The sequence below is a fragment of the Pseudazoarcus sp. NS20 genome (assembly GCF_059703745.1).
The window spans coordinates 86187-105260 of record NZ_BAAKIY010000002.1 but is presented as its reverse complement, the minus strand read 5'-3'; the positions used below and the strand labels follow the sequence as shown (position 1 = coordinate 105260).

Here is a 19074-nt window from a genome sequence, read left to right as displayed (position 1 = left end):
ATGGACACCACAGCAGTCAAGCATTACCTCACCGGCTTGCAGCAAAGCATCGTTGCAAGCCTCGAAGCCTTCGACGGCACCCCATTCCGCGCCGACGGCTGGGACCGTCCAGGCGGTGGGGGCGGCCTGACGCGCGTCATAGAAGAGGGTCGCTTCTTCGAGCGTGGCGGTGTGAACTTCTCGCACGTCGCCGGCGATGCCATGCCGGCATCGGCCACCGCGCATCGCCCGGAACTCGCCGGCCGCAGCTTCGAAGCCATGGGCGTATCGCTGGTCTTGCACCCGCGCAACCCCTACTGTCCGACCGTGCATCTGAACGTGCGCTGCTTCGTTGCCAGCGCGGCGGACAAGGCGCCGGTATGGTGGTTTGGTGGCGGCATGGACCTGACCCCCTACTACCCGGTGGAAGAAGACGTCCGCCACTTTCACGCCACCTGCCGCGATGCCGTGCTGCCGTATGGCGGAGAAGCAGAATACGCACGCCTCAAGGAGTGGTGTGACCGCTACTTCTTCCTGAAGCACCGCAACGAGCCGCGCGGCGTCGGCGGCTTGTTCTTCGACGACCTCGGCGCAGACGGCAACACCCCGTTCGAGCAGGCCTTCGGGCTGACGCGCTCGGTGGGGGACTCTTTCCTGAATGCCTATCTGCCCATCATCGAACGCCGTCGCGCCACACCTTACGGCGAGCGAGAGCGTGACTTCCAGGCGTATCGGCGCGGTCGCTACGTCGAGTTCAATCTGGTATTCGACCGCGGAACGCTCTTCGGCTTGCAATCGGGCGGGCGCACCGAATCCATCCTGATGTCGCTGCCGCCCATCGTGAAGTGGCGCTACGACTGGACGCCCGAGGCGGGTTCGCCGGAAGCCGAGCTGTACGAGAAATACCTCAAAGCACATGACTGGGCCTGAAGCAGCTCCGTTTGCACAATAAAAAAGCCGGCATCGCCGGCTTTTTTATTGGGGGCTTTCAGGCTCAACCAGCGACCAGACGCGCGGCGCAACGATACTGTTCGGCCGCCTCATCCGGGCGCTCCAGGCGCTCGAACAATTGCGCCAGCACCACATGCACTTCGGCGCGCGGCTGCCGTGCAAGCGATTCCTCGAGGTAGCTCTGCGCCTTGCCCCAGATCTGGGCATTCACGCATTGCAGGCCCAACGATGCCAGCAAGCCGGCGTCGTCCGAGTGCAGTGTTAGCCACTTCTCGGCGCGCGCCAGGCCGTCCCGAGCGTCATCACCTTGCGCACACAGGTAGTAGCGCCGCGCCAGATCGGAATCCCACTTCTCGTCCAGCAAGCGTTCCACCGTACGGCGCGCCAGCCCACCCTGCCCGACCTCGGCCAGCAGCGGCAACACCGTTGCGACAAACACCGGATCGGCAAGATCTTCTTTCGGGGCGTCGCGCCAGCAGGCAGCAAGCTCGACCGGATTGCCGGCTTGCGCTCTGAACCCGGCCAGCCGCGCCGCCCGCAGCAGCGCTCGCCCGTCTTCCTTGGGCAAGGCGCGCTCGGCCTGCAACTGATGTACCGCGGTGGCGACCTCTTCCCATTTGCCGAGACGGTGAGCAAGATCCAGCTCCAGTTTCAGCGAAGCCATGCTGCTGTGGCCACTGAGGCGCAGCGCTTCCAGCGTGGCAGCGGCTTCGTTCAACGCGCCGCGCTCCAACTCGAAACCGGCTTGCGCGAGCAGGCGCGGAATGCGCCCCCCCTCGCAGCTTTCGGCACGACCCAGCCACTCCTGCGTGCGGCGCGTGTCGTGCATGCGGTGCGCCGCATGGGCACCGATCAGCGCAACCTCGTAGCTGCGCGCCGCCGCATCGGCGGTCTTCACGTGGCTCAAGGCGTCGACCGAGCGCCCCTCCGCCAAGGCACGCAGGGCATTGTGCAAGGCAGCCGTGGCCTTCTCCTCCCGGCGACGCGCGCGGTAATGCGCCACGCGTGCGGGCAGGCCAAGCGTTTTGCGCAGCACGCGAATCAATGCGTAGGCCAGCACGAACGACAGCAGCAAGACGACGATGACGAGGTTCAACGACACCTGCGCACGCCACGGCGGGGAGACGATCAGCACGTAGCCTTCATTCGCGCTGGCCAGCATGGCCACGCCGGCCGCCACCGCGAAGATCGCGAGAATCCAGATCAGGGTTCGCATCGGCCGGCCCTCAGCGTGCCTGGTCCGCAGGCGCGCCCGCGGCGGGAACACCGTTGGCGCCCCGACTGCGCACCATGCCCAGCGCGGCGAACGTATCGGTCAGCGTCGGCGCCTCGGCCTGCATGTCGACAGCGGCCAGCGCTTCGATCTCGCCCAGCACGCGCTGCACCTGCACGTCACCGGTGTCGAAATAACGCTCGAGCCATTCCTTGGCCATGGCCAGGTCGGTGCCGTAGGTGCGCACATCGCTGGCCAGCAAGGCCAGGCGTGCGGTGAGCAAGCGGATCTTGACGTTCTCGCGCAGATAGACGCCTTGCGAGGGTGCCAGCAGGGCCGGATCGGCGCGGTCCATGCGCTCAAGCCGGATCATGCCGCGCACCTCGTTCCAGGCGTCGGAGCTCAGCGCATGCACGAAGCCCAGTGTCTTGTTCCACCACGCCTGCGCGCCTTCGCCGGGCGGCACCTCGGGCAGGTCGTCCATGGCGGCCGCAGTACCCGCCGGCTCTACGGCATAGGCCAACGGCAGGCGATCGATGTGCGAGAACAGCAGTTCGAGACGCATCGACGTGCCACTGAGGTCGATCTGCGGATGCGACTTCACCGCGTCGATGTCCTTCATGATGGCGCGGCGCAGATCATGGAACTGCCCGAATTCGGGCGCTGCCAGCCGAGACTCGGCGCTTTGCAGCGCGATCAGCGCAGCTTCGTAATTGCCCGCCAGACGGACTTGCTGCGCAGCGATGGTCACGGCCTGCGCCACTTCGGCCAGCACGCGATCGCTGCGGGTACGCGAGAACTCCTGGTACATCGATTCCAGCGCCGCCGCCTGACCTTCGGTCGCGGCAACCTTCGATTCGAGCGCACCGAAACGCCCCTGCAAGGCCGTGATGGATTCCTGCGACTGGCGTGACAGCGCACGCAATTCAGTCGCGCGCGAATCCGCCTCGGCCAGACGCTGAGCCACCTCGGTGCGTAGATCACCGGCGCCGGCTCGCATCTGATACACCTGCCAGCCAATCACGCCGACGCCGATCAGCGCCAGTACCGAAAGCGTCAGCGCAAGCTTTCCGCTGCCGCTTGAGCCGCGGGCCCGCGGAGCTGGCGCCGCGGGCGGAATGCGGCTACCCCCGTCGGCGGGCGGCAGCGTGTCGGAACGGGGGGCCTCGGCAGAGGAAGCGGCGGCGTCATCGACGCGGACATCTTCTTGAGCGTTCGGAGGCGGCTGAGTAAGCGCGGGAGTCTGTTTGTCCATGGCCGAAGTTTAACCGAGACGAGTTCAAAGAAAGGAGGTGCCAGTGGCACCGGAAGCCGGCCGAGCAGACAGGCTGCGCTCGATGCCGGCGACGATTCCAGCATCGCCGGCATCGGTTTCGATCATTCGACGGAAACCGGCTTCGAGCGCAAACGCGGCGATGCGAGGGTGCGGCACGAACACCGTGACATCTCGCAGCACTGCCATCCCCTCTGCACCGAGCATGCTTGCCAGATTACGCACACCTTCACTGCTTGTCAGCACAATGCCGTCGAGTGCGCCGCGGCGGGCGCAATCAAGCATGTCACTGCAATCCGACTGCGGGCAATACCGCCGATATACGGTCACGTATTCAACGCTGGCGCCGCGCTGCGTGAGCACTTCACCGAGCAGGTCACGCCCACCATCGCCACGGAAAACGACCAGCCTGCGCCCGCGCACGGCCGAAGCGGAAAACTGCGGCAGCGCCAGCACGGCCTCACTGTCAAAGCCCGCCACCGGAGCGATCACTTGCGAAAACCCCATCTGACGCAATGCCCGCTCGCTGCCGCCACCCACCGTGGCGACCGCCAGCCGTGGCGGCCACTGCCGGCGCGCCAGCACATGCCGCAAAGCGTACTCCACGGCATTCGGGCTGACGAAGAAAGCAATGTCGAAATCATCGAGGCGCGCGATCACGGCATCCAGCGGCGCCGCATCGACTGCAGGCGCGATGCCCAGCACAGGCAAGCGCAAAGCGTGCGCGCCACGCAGCTCAAGGGCCTCGCTCAATGCCTGTGCCTGCGCCTCGGGGCGCGTCACGACGATGGTTCTACCGTCCAGCGTACGCTGCACCATGCCTCTCCCACGCCGGCTTCACGGCTCGAGCCAAGCACTCAGTCGAGTGCGGCAAGAATCTCTTCGGCGCCTTGAGCGCGCAACTCTTCCGCCACGGCCAAACCGAGCTCTTCGGCCTGCTCGGGATAACCTTCGCGTTCGGCACACACCATGCGCGACCCGTCGGGCATGGCGACGAAACCGCGCAACCACAGACGCCCGTCACGCATCAGCGCATAGGCGCCCAGCGGCACTTCGCAACTGCCGGCCAGCGCGCGCGACACTGCGCGCTCGGCGGTCACGCGGGCCGCCGTCTCGACATCGTGCAGTGGCGCGAGGCACGCCAGCAGGTCTTCGCGGTCGGCACGGCATTCGATCCCTAACGCACCCTGCCCCACCGCCGGCAGCGACTGCTCGGCCGGCAAGACTCCACGCACGCGCTCGTCCATACCCAGGCGGCGCAAGCCGGCTTCAGCGAGGATGATGGCGTCATACTGACCTTCATCGAGTTTGCGCAAGCGTGTATCCAGGTTACCGCGCAGACTCGCCACTGACAGGTAGGGGAAGCGCGCACAGATCTGCGCCTGCCGACGCAAGGATGACGTGCCCACCACCGCGCCTGGCGGCAGGTCATCCAGGCTCTCGTAACGGTTCGACACAAATGCGTCGAGCGCGGCGCCACGATCGGTAATGCAGGCCAGCGCAAACTCGGGCTCAAGCGCCATCGGCACATCCTTCATGGAATGCACCGCAATATCGGCACGGCCATCCAGCAGCGCGGTCTCGAGCTCCTTGATGAACAGCCCCTTGCCGCCTACCTTGGCCAGCGGCCGGTCGAGAATCTGGTCGCCACGGGTGGTCATGCCAAGAAGCTCGACATGGCAACCGGGATACAATTGCTGCAGTCGCACACGCACATGTTCGGCTTGCCACAGGGCGAGACGGCTTTCTCGGGTGGCAATGACGATGCGCTCGGGCGGGTTCGGATTCATGTCTCGGGGCTACTCTGGACGGCGGGGCTATGGGCCCCGGAGGATGAAGATGACAGGTTTTCAGGCTGTGGCCAGACAACGTGCCACAGCAATCATGACGGCGCTCATTCTAGCATGCGTGCCTGCGGCCTCTTTTGCGCAGGCCGGCGCGCTGCCGGCCGCAACCGACCTTGCCGCAAGCGGGCGCAGCATGGCCGCCGACGGCGCCCCGCTGGTGGTGCTTTACAGCCAGGAAAGCTGTGGCTGGTGCGAGCGCGCCCGCAGCCAATTGGTGCCCATGTCGAAGCAAGCCGACATCGGCGCGCGCTTTGCCCAGATCGACATCGACCGGCCCACGGCGCTCGTCGATTTCACCGGGCAGCGCACCACGCATAGCGCCTTTGCGCGGGACGAAGGCATCCGCTTCACGCCAATGCTGGTAATCTATGGCCCCTCTGGCCAACGGCTGACGGAGCCAATAGCAGGCATTGGCGCCATCGACTTTTACGCCGATCAGGTCCTGCAGGCGATTGCCCAGGCGCGGGCAAAACTGAGCGCGCGCCGTGCTCAGTCCGCGCGCACTGCAAGCCCTGATGCACCACCCGGACCATTGGCTTCTCTGAATCGCAGCGCAGGATTTCGCCCTTGAGGCGAGCCGGCGCACGCCCCGAAACTGACAACAAGCAGGAATCTTCCTCCATGACCACTCAGGACAAGGACGCACCTCTGCGCGACGACATCCGGATGCTCGGCCGCCTGCTCGGCGACACGATCCGCGAACAACAAGGTGAGGCCACCTTCGAACTCATCGAGCGCATTCGCCAGACCTCGGTGCGCTTTCGCCGTGACGAAGACCATTCCGCAAAACGTGAGCTTGAAGAGCTCCTGGATGCGCTGGCGCGTGAGCAGACCATTCAGGTGGTGCGTGGCTTCAGCTACTTCTCGCACCTGGCCAACATCGCCGAAGACCAGCACCACATCCGTCGCAGCCGCTACCACCTGCGCATGCGCTCCACCTCGCGCCAGGGCACCTTGCCGCGCGCCATGGACGACGCCATCGAGCGCGGCATCACGCCTTCGGAACTGGCCGGCTTCTTCGATACGGCGATGATCTCGCCGGTGCTGACAGCCCACCCCACCGAAGTGCAGCGTCGCAGCATCCTGAATGCCCAGATGCGCATCGCCCGCCAACTCGACGACCGCGACCGCATCGAGCTCACGCCCGAAGAAGTCACACTGTCCGAAGAGGAAATGCGCCGTGCCGTGCTCACGCTTTGGCAGACGCGCATGCTGCGCCCGGTGCGCCCGTCGGTGGTTGACGAAGTCTCCAACGGCCTGTCGTATTTCGACATCACCTTCCTGCGTCAGCTGCCCAAGCTCTATGCCACCATCGAAGAACAACTGGCCGAGCGCGATCCGGCGCTGTCGAATACCGAGCTGCCCGCGTTCATGAAGATCGGAAGCTGGATCGGCGGTGACCGCGACGGCAACCCCTTCGTGACCGCCGAAGTGCTCGAGCGCACCTTCTCGCTGCAGGCCGAAACGGTGCTGGAGTATTACTTCACCGAAGTGCAGACGCTGAGCAACCGCCTGTCGCTGGCCGAAGGTCTGGTCAGCGTCTCCGATGCGGTGCGCGAACTCGCCGCCAAATCGCAGGATGCCTCGCGCCAACGTACCGACGAGCCCTATCGCCGCGCCCTCATCGGCGTGTACGAGCGCCTTGCCGGCACGTGGCGCGCGCTGCTGGGCAAACCGACGCAGCGCATCGTATTCATGGAAGGCGAGGCCTACGCGACGCCGGAAGAATTCCTTGCCGACCTCGACGTCATCCACCGCTCGCTGGTGGCCAACGGTTCCGCCACACTGGCGCGCGGCAAGCTGCGCCTGCTGCGTCGTGCCGTGAAGATCTTCGGCTTCCATCTGGCGCCGGTCGATCTGCGTCAGAACTCCGACGTGTTCGAACGCGTGGTGGCCGAGCTGCTCGCAACCGCGCGCATTGAAACCGACTACCTCGCGCTGGACGAAGATGCGCGTGTCGAGCTGCTGCTGGAAGAAATCAAGACCCCGCGCCCGTTGGTTTCGCCGCACGTCGAGTACTCCGAGCAGACCGAATCGGAACTCGCCATCTTCCGCACCGCGCGTGCCGTGCATCAGCGTTTCGGCAAAGCGGCGATCACCAACTTCATCATTTCCAAGACCGACAGCGTCTCCGACCTGCTCGAGCTTGCGCTGCTGCTGAAGGAGGCCGGCATCCTGCGTCCGCACGAAGATGCGCTCGACGGCAACATCATTCCGCTGTTCGAGACCATCGAGGATCTGGCCAATGCGCCGCGCATCATGGATGCGCTGTTCTCGATCCCGCAGTACATGAAGCTGCTGGCCGGCGCGCGCGGCCGCATGCAGGAAGTGATGCTGGGCTATTCCGACAGCAACAAGGACGGCGGCTTCCTGACGTCCGGCTGGTCGCTCTACAAGGGTGAAATCGGCCTCGTCGAAGTGTTCGCCAAACACGACGTGCGTTTGTGCCTGTTCCACGGGCGCGGCGGCTCGGTCGGCCGCGGTGGCGGCCCGAGCTATCAGGCCATCCTGGCGCAGCCGGGCGGCGCGGTGCAGGGGCAGATCCGCCTCACCGAGCAGGGCGAGGTCATCGCCGCCAAGTACGACAACCCGGAAGTGGGCTTCCGCAACCTCGAAGTCATCGTTGCCGCCACGCTGGAGGCCACGCTGCTGTCGGGCGACAAGCCTGCGCCGCGCGAGGAATTCCTCGACACCATGCAGACGCTGTCGGACGAGGCGTTCGCCGCATACCGCGGCCTGGTCTACGAGACCGAGGGCTTCGAGAAGTACTTCTGGGAATCCACCGTGATCTCGGAAATCTCCGAACTCAACATCGGCTCGCGCCCGGCCTCGCGCAAGAAGGGCCAGCGCATCGAAGATCTGCGCGCCATCCCGTGGGTGTTCAGCTGGTCGCAGTGCCGCCTGATGCTGCCGGGCTGGTACGGTTTCGGCACCGCGGCACGCAAGTTCATCGAGGCACATCCGAAGGACGGCCTCGAGCGCCTGCGTCAGATGAACCGCGAATGGTCGTTCTTCGCTTCGCTGCTGTCGAACATGGACATGGTGCTGTCGAAGACCGATCTGGCCATCGCCTCACGCTACGCCGCTCTGGTGAAAGACGCCACACTGCGTGACGCCATCTTCGGCCGCATCCAGGCCGAGTGGCACGAGACGGTGAACATGCTGCTGGCGATCACCGAGCAGCAGGAACTGCTCGACGGCAACCCGCTGCTGAAGCGTTCGATCCGTAACCGCTTCCCGTACCTCGATCCGCTCAACCACGTGCAGATCGAGATGCTGCGTCGTCACCGTGAAGACCCCGAAGACGAGCGCATCCGTCTGGGCATTCACCTGTCGATCAACGGCATCGCGGCCGGCCTGCGCAACAGCGGCTGACACCTGCCTGCACTCGCACAGGAAAGAGCGGCACCTAGAAAGGTGCCGCTCTTTTTCATTCGTGCATGCCTTTTCGCGCGCTTACAGCCGCAGTGCCTGCTTGACGGCTGGCCATTGCCGTCGGCTCACCGGCAAGCGTTCACAGCGCCCGCGCACCACGATGTCCCAATGCGGCTCGCCGCCCTCCTCGCCGGCACGCTCCACACCCGCCACGGCGTCGCGCGCCACCAGACAGTTACGGTGTACGCGCAGAAAGCGCGTCGCGAACTCATCCTCGATATGCACGAGCGACTCGTCGAGCACGTATTCGCGCTCGAGTGTGATGGCGGTGACGTACTTGAGCTCCGCCCGCAGGATCAGCACATCCGCCACCGGCACCAGCGCAATGCGCCCACGTTCGGTCACGCTGAAATGCTGGCGTGGTCCGCTGTCGCTGCGCGCCTGCGCCGCGCGCACGCGCGCCAGCGAAGCCGCCAGGCGTTCGGCGCGCACCGGCTTGAGCAGGTAATCGGTGGCCGCCAGCTCGAAGGCTTCGACGGCGTAATCGTCATACGCCGTGGTGAAGATCACGCGCGGCGGATGCGGCAACTGCGCCGCCTGGCGCGCAAACTCCACACCGTCCATGGACGGCATGCGCACGTCGGCCAGCACCACATCTGCCATCTGCGTCTGCAGCAGGCGCAAGGCCTCGACACCGTTGGCGGCCAGGCCGACGATCTGGTTGGGTTGTTCGGTCGCGATGTCGCCCAGCAGATCACGCAGCCGGCTACGCGCCGGCGCCTCGTCATCCGCGATCAGCACCCGCAGCGGTGGGGTCGGCTGCATCTGGTTTCCTCCGGAAAGGCAGACGAATGGTGACACGATAACGGCCGTCCGAGCGGACGGCCTCCAGGCGCGCTTCGAGATCGAAAAAGAGTTGCAGGCGTTCGCGGATGTTGTCGAGCGCAATGCCGTTGCCGGCATGTCGTGCCGCCAGGGCCGGCGCCTGCTCGGCGACGGGGTTATCGACTTCGATCAGCAACTCGGCACCGCTGCGCCGCACGCTCACACGCACTTCGCCCGGCGCAATCAAAGGCTCCACGCCATGATAGATGGCGTTCTCGAGCAGCGGCTGCACCATCAGCGGGGGCACCAGCACGTCTTGCGTGCCCGCCTCAATGCACCAATCGAGCGACAAGCGCTCGCCCAGTCGCAGCGATTCGATGTCCAGATACCGACGGCACAGATCCAGCTCGTCGCGCAGCTCCACCAGTTCGCCGTTGTCACGCATGAACACGCGAAACAGCTCGGCCAGCTCTTCAAGCGCACGCTCCGCGCGGCGCGGGTCGGAGCGCATCACGCCCAGCACACCGTTGAGGGCATTGAACAGGAAATGCGGCCGGATGCGCGCCGTCAGGGCCATCAGGCGCGCCTCCACCAGCGATGGGGTGCGACGATGCGCGAGGTAATCGAAATAGAACAGGATCACGCCGGTAGTGCCCCACCCCCACAGCACCCAGCGCCATGCATGCTCGACCGGTGTCGCAACCAACGGGAACAGCGCGCAAACGATCAGCGCCACGCTCAACAGAATGACGCCGACGCCCACCCCGTAACGCACCCGCACCAGCCACGGAGAAGCTGCAAACAGCAGCAACACGCTGAGCATCAGCGGCAATTGCAAACGCCCCAGAGTCAGCACGAAGGCCTCGCCCAACCGCAGCACATCGGGCTCGACCACCAGCACCGTGAGCACCACCAGCAGGTTCGCCAGCAGCAGCACGCGCAGCACGACACCGAGATTGCGGAAATCCGGCAGATGGCGGCGTGAAACGGGGCGTACCGGCTTTTGCTTTATACTCTGCACGCTTTTCAGTCCCCCGCCGATCGGTATCGCGATGCCGTCAGGCCCATTGCCGCATTTCCGCTCATTATGACAGACACCTCTTCCGCTCAAGCGCCCAAGGCCTGGTCCGGCCGCTTCTCCGAACCCGTTTCCGACTTGGTGAAACGCTACACGGCCTCGGTCTTCTTCGATCAGCGCATGGCCGCGCAGGACATTCGTGGCTCGCTTGCCCACGCCAAAATGCTGGCGCGCCAAGGCATCATCGGCGCTCAGGATCTGGCCGACATCGAGCGCGGCATGGCGCAGATCGCGGACGAGATCGAACGCGGCGAATTCGCCTGGAACCTCGACGACGAAGACGTTCACCTCAACATCGAGAAGCGTCTCACCGCACTCGTGGGTGATGCCGGCAAGCGCCTGCACACCGGCCGCAGCCGCAATGACCAGGTCGCCACCGACATCCGCCTGTGGCTGCGTGACGCCATCGACAGCATCCTCGCGCTGATCGCCGAATTCCAGAAGAATCTGCTCGACGTCGCCGAAGCGCACGCCGACACCGCCCTGCCCGGCTTCACGCACCTGCAGGTCGCCCAGCCCGTCACCTTCGGCCATCACCTGATGGCTTACTACGAGATGACGCGCCGCGATGCCGAGCGCTTCACCGATTGCCGCCGCCGCACCAATCGTCTGCCGCTGGGCAGTGCCGCGCTGGCCGGCACCAGCTACCCCATCGACCGTGAGTTCGTCGCCAAAGAGCTGGGTTTCGACGAAGTCTGCTACAACTCGCTCGACGCCGTCAGCGACCGCGACTTCGCCATCGAATTCTGCGCCGCCTCGGCGCTGTTGATGACGCACCTGTCGCGCCTGTCCGAAGAGCTCATCGTGTGGATGAGCCCGCGCGTGGGCTTCATTGACCTGGCCGACCGCTTCTGCACCGGCAGCTCGATCATGCCGCAGAAAAAGAACCCCGACGTGCCCGAGCTGGTCCGCGGCAAGACCGGCCGCACCAACGGCAACCTGATCGCCCTGCTGACCCTGATGAAAGGCCAGCCGCTGGCCTACAACAAGGACAATCAGGAAGATAAAGAGCCGCTCTTCGACACCGCCGACACGGTGATTGACACGCTGCGCATCTACGCCGACATGATCACCGGCATCCGCGTGAAGGCCGACGCCATGAAGAGCGCGCTGACACAGGGCTTCGCCACCGCCACCGATCTGGCCGACTATCTCGTCAAGAAAGGCCTGCCCTTCCGTGACGCGCACGAAGCCGTCGCACTGGCCGTGCGCGCTGCCGAGCTCAAGGGCTGCGACTTGCCGCAGTGCTCGCTCGACGAACTGCGCATCGCCATGGACCACGTGCCGGGCGCCGTCGAGCGGCTGGGTGAAGACGTGTTCTCGGTGCTCACCGTGGAAGGCTCGCTGGCCTCCCGCAGCCACGTCGGCGGCACGGCACCGGAGCAAGTGCGCAAGGCCGTCGCGGCGGCGCGTGCACGCCTGGGCTGATGCGGCAATGAATGCGCTCGGCACCCTCACGCGCATCGAGCGCAGCGTCCGCGAAGCCACCGGCAACGCCTTTCGCATCACCGATTCACGCGCGATTTCGGGGGGCGACACCCATCGCGCGCTGAGCGTGTCGGACGGCCGCGTGCGCTATTTCGTGAAGCACGGCGGTGCCGAGACGCTCGACATGTTCGAGGCCGAAGCCAACGGCCTGGCAGCACTGGCCGACACCGGCGCACTGCGCGTGCCGGCGGTGATCGGCCTGGGCGCTGACGACAACGGCGCCTGCCTGATCCTTGAACACCTCGAATTGCGCCCGCTGCAGAGCATGGACGATGGCACCCGCTTCGCCGAGGCGCTGGCCGAAATGCACCATTTCACCGGCGAGCACTTTGGCTGGGAGCGCGACAACTTCATCGGCCGTAACCCGCAAGCCAATGCCCCGACCGCCAACTGGGCGCGCTTCTTTGCCGAACAGCGCCTGCGCCCGCAACTGGCATGGGCGCGTGAAAACGGTTTCACGGGCGAGCTGCAACGCCACGGTGAGCGATTGATCGCACGCCTGCCGGCGATGTTCCTCGACTACCGCCCGCAGCCGGCACTGCTGCATGGCGACCTGTGGCACGGCAATGTCGGCATGACCGAAAGCGGCCAGCCGGCGGCCTTCGATCCGGCAGTGCATTACGGCGACCGCGAATCCGACATCGCCATGAGCGAGCTCTTCGGCGGTTTCCCGCCCGCCTTCTACGCGGCCTACCGCAAGACATTCCCGCTTAACGACGGCTTCGAGGCTCGCAAGCCTTTGTACGCGCTCTACCACATGCTGAACCACCTCAACCTGTTCGGTCGCAGTTATCTGGGCGAATCCGAGCGGCTCATCTCCCGCCTCGATCACGCGCTGGGAACACGCAGCGAATAAAAAAAGCCGCTCACGAAGAGCGGCTTTTTTCTTGCCTCCGGGCAGCCTGCGTCAGGCCTGCGGCTGGCTCACATCCGGATCCGCAGCGGCCAACATTTGCTGCAACTCACCCGTCTCGAACAACTCCTTGACGATGTCACAGCCGCCGACGAACTCGCCCTTGATGTAGAGCTGCGGAATGGTCGGCCAGTTGGCGAACTGCTTGATGCCCTGACGCAGATCTTCGCTCTCCAGCACGTTGAAGGCCGCAACCTTGGTCAGGCCGGACTGCTTGAGCACCTGAATGACGGTGGACGAAAAACCGCACTGCGGGAACTGCGGCGTACCCTTCATGAAAAGCACGACCGGGTGGGTGTTGACCTGCTCGCGGATGAATTCCTGGATGTCCATGTATGGCTTCCCTTCGGGCTAATGCCCGAGTCAAATAGTAGGTTATTTTATGAATCGCGCTGCGGTGCGTCAAGCCGTGGCCGCACCGCCGCGTCCCAGCCACTGCCCGCCCGACACCCGCTCGATGCCTCCCAGATCTCGCCAAGAGGCAATCTGCGCGAAGCCGGCATCGGTGAGCAGGCCACGCACACGTGAGGCCTGATCGTAGCCGTGTTCGATGAACAGCCAGCCGCCAGCTTCCAGGTGGTACGGCGCATGCGCCACGATGCCGGCGATGTCGTCCAGCCCCTCGGGGCCGGACACCAGCGCCGTCTGCGGCTCGAAACGCACGTCGCCTTCGCCCAGATGCGGGTCGGACGCCGCCACATAGGGCGGGTTGGTGACGATCAGGTCGAAGCGATCCCCTTCCAGCGCCGAAAACCAGTCACTCACCACGAAGGACACCGACACGCGCAGGCGGGCCGCATTGGCCATCGCCACCAGCAGGGCTTCGCGCGAGCGGTCCACTGCGGTCACGTCGGCATCGGGCAACTCTTTGGCCATGGCCACGGCAAGCGCGCCGCTTCCGGTGCCCAAGTCGAGCACGCGGCTTTTGGGCAGATGCCCGAAATGCGCCAGCGCCAATTCCACCAGCAGCTCGGTTTCATGGCGCGGGATGAGCACCGCCGGCGTGACCATCAGGCTGTAGCCGAAGAACTCGCGCTCGCCGGTCAGGTAGGCAATCGGCTCACCGGAAGCGCGCCGCGTGACGAAATGGCGGAATTCGTCCCACTCGACGTCTTGCAACAAGGCCTCGGGATGCGACACCAGCCGCGCGGCGGAGCACCCCAGCACGCGGCGCAGCAGAATGCGGGCGTCCGCCAGTTCGATGCGTTCGCGCGCCCAACCAAGGGCACTGGAGACGTCGGGAATCGATGCGTCGATCATGCTTCTCCTGCCAGTTCGGCCAACTGATCGGCCTGATGCTCGAGCGTCAATGCATCGACGAACTCATCCAGTTCGCCCTCCATGACGGCGTCCAGCCGATACAGCGTGAGGTTGATACGGTGGTCGGTCACCCGGCCCTGCGGGAAATTGTAGGTGCGAATGCGCTCGGAGCGGTCACCGCTGCCCACCAGACTCTTGCGCGTGGCGGCTTCCTGCGACTGCCGGGCGCGCACCTGCTGGTCGTGAATGCGCGCCGCCAGCACCGACATGGCCTGCGCCTTGTTGCGATGCTGCGAGCGATCATCCTGACACTCCACGACAATCCCCGTGGGGATGTGCGTGATGCGCACCGCAGAGTCGGTCTTGTTGATGTGCTGGCCGCCGGCACCGGACGCGCGGAAGGTGTCGATGCGCAGGTCGGCCGGGCTGATGGCGACTTCCGTCAGTTCGTCGGCCTCGGGCATCACCGCCACGGTGCACGCCGAGGTGTGGATGCGCCCCTGCGTTTCGGTGGCGGGCACGCGCTGCACACGGTGACCACCGGACTCGAACTTGAGCCTGGCATACGCGCCCTGCCCGGCGATGCGCACGATGACTTCGCGGTAGCCCCCCAGATCGGATTCGCTGGCCGACACGATCTCGACCTTCCAGCGCTGACGCTCGGCATAGCGCGAATACATGCGCAGCAGATCGCCGGCAAACAGTGCCGCCTCATCGCCGCCCGTGCCCGCCCGCACTTCGAGGAACAGGTTGCGGCCGTCGTCCGGGTCTCGCGGCAACAAGGCGCGCTGCAGATCGGACTCCAGCGCCTCGATGCGCACCTCGCCAGCCTCGACTTCACCCTCGGCCAGCTCACGCATTTCCGGGTCGGCCAGCATTTCGCGGGCGCCGGCGGTATCACGCTCGGTCTGCACATACTCGCGGTACAGCAGCACCACCGGCTCGATCTCGGCACGCTCGCGACCGAGTTCGCGGATGGATTCGACCTCGCCCGAAGACAGCTCGCGGTCGAGCTCTTCCAGGCGCGTGGCCAGATGTTCGAGTTTGTCGCGGATGCTTTGCTTCATGCGGCTAGAGGTATCTCGGGGCGTGTCCGCCAGCGGCGCGCTTCAATCCTGACCATCCAGATTGAAGATGCTACGCACGATGCGGCTGGCGTCGGCTTGCTTGTCGCCTTCGGATTGATTCAGGTAGTGCACCGGGCCGTGCAGCAGCTTGCGCGCCAGCCCGCGCGAGAGCATGTCGAGCACCGCCTCGGGGTCTTCACCGCGCGCCAGCATGCGGCGCGCGCGCTCAAGCTCGCTGGCGCGCAGCGCCTCGGCGTGGCCGTGCAGCGCACGGATGGTAGGCACTGCGCCGCGCGTCTGCATCCAGTGCAGGAAGCCATCGACGCGCTCGGCAATGATGCCCTCGGCCTCGACCACGGCCTGCTGGCGCGACTCCAGGCCGGCATCGACGACCTGCGCCAAGTCATCCACGGTGTACAGAAAAACGTCGTCGAGCTTGGCGATTTCGGGTTCGATGTCGCGCGGCACGGCCAGATCGACCATCACCATCGGCTTGTGACGACGCGCCTTGACGGCCCGCTCCACCATCCCGAGGCCGACGATCGGCAGCGGCGCGGCCGTACAGGACACCACGATATCGAAGCGCGGAAGAGCCTCGGCCAATGCATCGAGGCGCATCACCTCACCGCCGAAACGACTCGCCAGCACCTGGGCACGCGCCTCGGTGCGGTTAGCCACGGCAATGCCGGCCGGGCCAGAGGCACCAAAGTGCGCCGCACACAATTCGATCATCTCGCCCGCACCGATGAACAGCACGCGCTGCTCACCCAGACGCTCGAAGATACGCTCCGACAACCGCACGGCAGCAGCGGCCATCGACACGACGTTGGCCCCGATGGCGGTGGTCGAGCGCACCTCTTTGGCCACTGCAAAGGTATTCTGGAACAGCTTGTGCAGCAAGGTCCCCAGCGTGCCGGCCTCTTCGGCGCAACGCGCGGCCTCCTTCACCTGGCCCAGAATCTGCGGCTCGCCCAGCACCATCGAATCCAGCCCCGATGCCACGCGGAACATGTGCCGCACCGCATCGCGCTGCGGGTAGGCGTAGAGATAAGGAGAGACTTCAGCCAATGGCAGCTGATGAAAGCCCGCCAGCCAGTCGGCCGCAGCCTGCGGCTGCTCGGCGGCAAAATAGAGTTCGGTGCGATTGCAGGTAGACAGAATGGCCGCTTCACGCACCGGCCCGGCATGAGTCAGATCGTGCAGGGCATCCCCCAGACGCTCAGGCTGAAACGCCACGCGCTCACGAATCGCAAGCGGCGCGGTGTGGTGATTCAGGCCGAGGGCATAGAGCTGCATGCGCGGTGAGGGGAAAAAAGACGAAGCATTATATCACCGCCCCCTGATCCACCCTGTGCCGCCTTGTGCTTTCCCCCAGCAGAATCAAGGCCTCTGCGGGGGCTGAGGACAGCGTCTCCAGACGGCCAGCGGCGGGGGCGCCGACGGCGCGCCGCATGGACGCATCTCCGCATGTCGAACATGCGAAATGCAGCCCCGAAAACGAAAAACCCCGACCGTTTCCGGGCGGGGTTTTGAATCTGGTGGCCAGGGACGGAATCGAACCGCCGACACGCGGATTTTCAATCCGCTGCTCTACCGACTGAGCTACCTGGCCAAAGAGAGGGCGCATTATAGCTCAATCCTGAGCGTCGTCAATTCCCATCAGAACCATCCCGTGCGATTTGTCGAGCGCGCTGCGGCGTGGCGCAAGCCAGGGTGCACAAAGCTCACCCGCGCCAGTGTCCCCTGCCCCTCGGGCACGTCTTCCAGACGCACGGTGGCGCCATGCAGATCGGCGATTTCCCGCACGATGGGCAGCCCAAGGCCGGACCCATCCTCGCCACTTTCGAGCACGCGATAAAAGCGTTCGAACACGCGCTCGCGATCTTCTTCGGGAATGCCGATGCCGCTGTCCTCGACCTCCACCACCGGCACGCCCCCCTGACTCACGGCGCGCGCGGTGACGCTGCCGCCACGAGGGGTGTATTTGATGGCGTTGTCGATCAGGTTCTTGAACATTTCGCGCAGCAGCATCGGGTTGCCCTCGACCAACGCCGCGCCGGACTCGCCCTCGACCCCCAGGTCGATATGCTTGGCGAGCGCTCGCGGAAAAAGCTCGCCCGCCACGGCACGTACCACATCGGCCAGATCGACCGGCTCCATGGTGTAGACGCGCTCCGAGCCGGCCTCGGCGCGCGCCAGCAGCAGCAACTGATTGATGAGGTGAGTGGCGCGCTCGGCGCTGTCCGCAATGTGGTCGAGCGAACGGCGCAGCTGATCCGGGTCGGTCTCGCCCTGGGCGAATTCGGTCTGGGTCTTGAGACCCGTCAACGGCGTGCGCATCTGATGGGCCGCATCGGCGATGAAACGCTGCTGGGCCTGCATGTTGGCGTCGAGCCGCGCCATCATGTCATTGAAGGAGATTATCAGCGGCCGCGCCTCCTCGGGCACATTGGCCGGCTCGATCGGCGAAAGGTCGGTGGGGCGCCGCCGCGCGATGCGCCCTTGCAGACTGCTGAGCGGCGCAATACCGCGCGACAGCCCCACCCACACCAGAATCACCGCCAGCGGGATGATGGCAAACTGCGGAAACAGCACTTCGGTGACCACCCGCGAAGCCAGATTGCTGCGCTTGTTGAGCGTTTCGGCCACCTGCACCAGCACCAGCGGCTCGTCCTCACGCACCGGCTGCAGAAACTGGTAGGCCACGCGCACCTCTTCACCGTGAACATAGGCATCGCGAAACAGCACGTGCTCGGGGAGGATCTCTTCCGGCGGGGCGACCTGCGGCAATTCGCGGTCGCCGTTGGCCAGCTCGCCGCCGGCAACCGCCACCTGATAATAGAAGACGTCGTCCTGATCCGAGCGGAACAGCACGCGCGGCGAGGCCGGGAAATCAACCCACACCACGCCGTCGGTGACCTGCACGAGCCGCGTCAGCGCACGCACGTTGTCGGCCAGCACCAGGTCGTAGGGCTGGTTGGCGATGTTGTCGGCAACGTTGTGCGTGAAGATGATCGAGATCGGCCATAGCACCAGCAGCGGTGCCAGCAGCCAGTCGAGAATCTCGCCGAAGAGTGAATTCGGCTGCGCCTGCTTTCCCGAAGCGGAGGCCTGATCAGGCCTTCTGCGTCGCAGCCTCATCCCTGTGCTCCAGACAGTAGCCCAGGCCGCGCACGGTCACGATGCGCAGATCGGTGTCTTCGAGCTTCTTGCGCAGGCGATGCACATACACCTCGATGGCGTTGTTCGACACTTCCTCGCCCCAACCGCACAAGTGGTCGACCAGTTGATCCTTGCTGACCAGCCGGCCGGCCTTGAGGATGAAGACCTCCAGCAACCCGACTTCGCGCGCAGAGAACTCGACCACTTCGCCATTCACGCGCACCACGCGGTCCGCCTGATCGTATTCCAGCCGCCCGAAACCGATGCGACGCGGTTGCCCGGTGCCGCGACGCGTCAAGGCGCGTACACGCGCTTCGAGCTCCGGCAGGGCAAACGGCTTGGTGAGGTAATCGTCAGCCCCGGCATCGAGCCCCGCCACGCGATCATCCACGCCGTCCTGCGCGGTGAGAATCAGCACCGGCAGCGCCGACTTGCGGGCACGCACGCGTTTGAGCACATCCAGGCCCGATAGCTTGGGCAGGCCCAGATCAAGCAACAACAGATCGTAGGACTGCGAAGCCAGCGCCGTATCGGCATCCAGCCCGTTGGCAACGTGATCCACCGCGTAACCGCCGCGACGCAAAGCACGGGCAAGGCCATCGGCAATCACGTGGTCGTCTTCGGCGAGCAGGATACGCATGGG

17 protein-coding genes and 1 tRNA gene are annotated in these 19074 nt (G+C 65.3%); 5 read left to right on the top strand and 13 right to left on the bottom strand.

The features are described from left to right. Entirely contained in the window at nt 1-909 is a 909-nt protein-coding gene (hemF, locus tag AC6H0W_RS06190; protein WP_497576285.1) for an oxygen-dependent coproporphyrinogen oxidase, read from the top strand. 64 nt (nt 910-973) lie between these two features. Here the strand turns inward: hemF and AC6H0W_RS06185 are convergent, their stop codons facing one another. From AC6H0W_RS06185 to hemC, 4 genes are read right to left on the bottom strand one after another with little or no spacing between them, the layout of a single operon-like run. Next, nucleotides 974-2146, bottom strand: a complete 1173-nt coding sequence (locus AC6H0W_RS06185) for a heme biosynthesis HemY N-terminal domain-containing protein (protein WP_497576284.1) — start codon at nt 2144-2146, stop codon at nt 974-976. Nucleotides 2147-2156: 10 nt separating this feature from the next. Then, nucleotides 2157-3398 carry a uroporphyrinogen-III C-methyltransferase gene (locus AC6H0W_RS06180; RefSeq protein WP_497576283.1) on the bottom strand — a complete coding sequence of 414 codons (1242 nt, stop codon included), beginning with the start codon at nt 3396-3398 and terminating at the stop codon, nt 2157-2159. Between the two features lie 24 nt (nt 3399-3422). Continuing rightward, complete coding sequence (locus AC6H0W_RS06175) at nt 3423-4235, bottom strand: uroporphyrinogen-III synthase (protein ID WP_497576282.1); 813 nt, start codon at nt 4233-4235, stop codon at nt 3423-3425. Nucleotides 4236-4273: 38 nt separating this feature from the next. Then, entirely contained in the window at nt 4274-5206 is a 933-nt protein-coding gene (hemC, locus tag AC6H0W_RS06170; protein WP_497576281.1) for a hydroxymethylbilane synthase, read from the bottom strand. Between the two features lie 190 nt (nt 5207-5396). On the opposite strand from hemC, the gene AC6H0W_RS06165 reads away from it, so the two are divergent. After that, nucleotides 5397-5834 (top strand): thioredoxin fold domain-containing protein, encoded by a 438-nt coding sequence (locus AC6H0W_RS06165; RefSeq protein WP_497576280.1) that lies wholly within the window; start codon nt 5397-5399, stop codon nt 5832-5834. Between the two features lie 50 nt (nt 5835-5884). After that, on the top strand, nt 5885-8638 hold the full coding sequence (gene ppc, locus AC6H0W_RS06160) for a phosphoenolpyruvate carboxylase (protein WP_497576279.1): 2754 nt from the start codon (nt 5885-5887) through the stop codon (nt 8636-8638). An 81-nt stretch (nt 8639-8719) separates the two neighbouring features. Here the strand turns inward: ppc and AC6H0W_RS06155 are convergent, their stop codons facing one another. Next, complete coding sequence (locus tag AC6H0W_RS06155; RefSeq protein WP_497576278.1) at nt 8720-9463, bottom strand: LytR/AlgR family response regulator transcription factor; 744 nt, start codon at nt 9461-9463, stop codon at nt 8720-8722. Then, nucleotides 9423-10484 (bottom strand): sensor histidine kinase, encoded by a 1062-nt coding sequence (locus AC6H0W_RS06150; RefSeq protein WP_497576277.1) that lies wholly within the window; start codon nt 10482-10484, stop codon nt 9423-9425. Before AC6H0W_RS06150 ends, AC6H0W_RS06155 begins: the two co-directional genes overlap by 41 nt. A 66-nt stretch (nt 10485-10550) precedes the next feature. Here AC6H0W_RS06150 and argH point away from each other — a divergent pair, with 66 nt between their 5' ends. Together argH and AC6H0W_RS06140 are read left to right on the top strand one after the other, a co-directional pair. Next, entirely contained in the window at nt 10551-11969 is a 1419-nt protein-coding gene (gene argH / locus AC6H0W_RS06145) for an argininosuccinate lyase (RefSeq protein WP_497576276.1), read from the top strand. A gap of 7 nt (nt 11970-11976) precedes the next feature. Further along, on the top strand, nt 11977-12885 hold the full coding sequence (locus tag AC6H0W_RS06140) for a fructosamine kinase family protein (protein WP_497576275.1): 909 nt from the start codon (nt 11977-11979) through the stop codon (nt 12883-12885). Nucleotides 12886-12936: 51 nt separating this feature from the next. Here the strand turns inward: AC6H0W_RS06140 and grxD are convergent, their stop codons facing one another. The 7 genes from grxD to AC6H0W_RS06105 all read right to left on the bottom strand — a co-directional run bounded on the left by grxD (nt 12937) and on the right by AC6H0W_RS06105 (nt 19071). Further along, nucleotides 12937-13275, bottom strand: coding sequence for a Grx4 family monothiol glutaredoxin (grxD, locus tag AC6H0W_RS06135; protein ID WP_497576274.1), 339 nt, complete (start codon nt 13273-13275; stop codon nt 12937-12939). Nucleotides 13276-13344: 69 nt separating this feature from the next. Next, complete coding sequence (gene prmC / locus AC6H0W_RS06130) at nt 13345-14202, bottom strand: peptide chain release factor N(5)-glutamine methyltransferase (protein ID WP_497576273.1); 858 nt, start codon at nt 14200-14202, stop codon at nt 13345-13347. Further along, a complete protein-coding gene (gene prfA / locus AC6H0W_RS06125) occupies nt 14199-15269 on the bottom strand; it encodes a peptide chain release factor 1 (RefSeq protein ID WP_497576272.1) in 1071 nt (356 codons plus the stop codon). Before prfA ends, prmC begins: the two co-directional genes overlap by 4 nt. A 42-nt stretch (nt 15270-15311) precedes the next feature. Next, the gene (hemA, locus tag AC6H0W_RS06120) at nt 15312-16565 is read right to left on the bottom strand and encodes a glutamyl-tRNA reductase (RefSeq protein ID WP_497576271.1); all 1254 of its coding nucleotides are present in this window, start codon (nt 16563-16565) and stop codon (nt 15312-15314) included. Nucleotides 16566-16805: 240 nt separating this feature from the next. Continuing rightward, nucleotides 16806-16881, bottom strand: a tRNA-Phe gene (locus tag AC6H0W_RS06115). Between the two features lie 47 nt (nt 16882-16928). After that, nucleotides 16929-18410 carry a sensor histidine kinase gene (locus tag AC6H0W_RS06110; RefSeq protein ID WP_497576270.1) on the bottom strand — a complete coding sequence of 494 codons (1482 nt, stop codon included), beginning with the start codon at nt 18408-18410 and terminating at the stop codon, nt 16929-16931. Further along, the gene (locus AC6H0W_RS06105; RefSeq protein WP_497576269.1) at nt 18385-19071 is read right to left on the bottom strand and encodes a response regulator; all 687 of its coding nucleotides are present in this window, start codon (nt 19069-19071) and stop codon (nt 18385-18387) included. The genes AC6H0W_RS06110 and AC6H0W_RS06105 overlap by 26 nt, the downstream gene beginning before the upstream one ends. Nucleotides 19072-19074 lie beyond the last annotated feature (3 nt).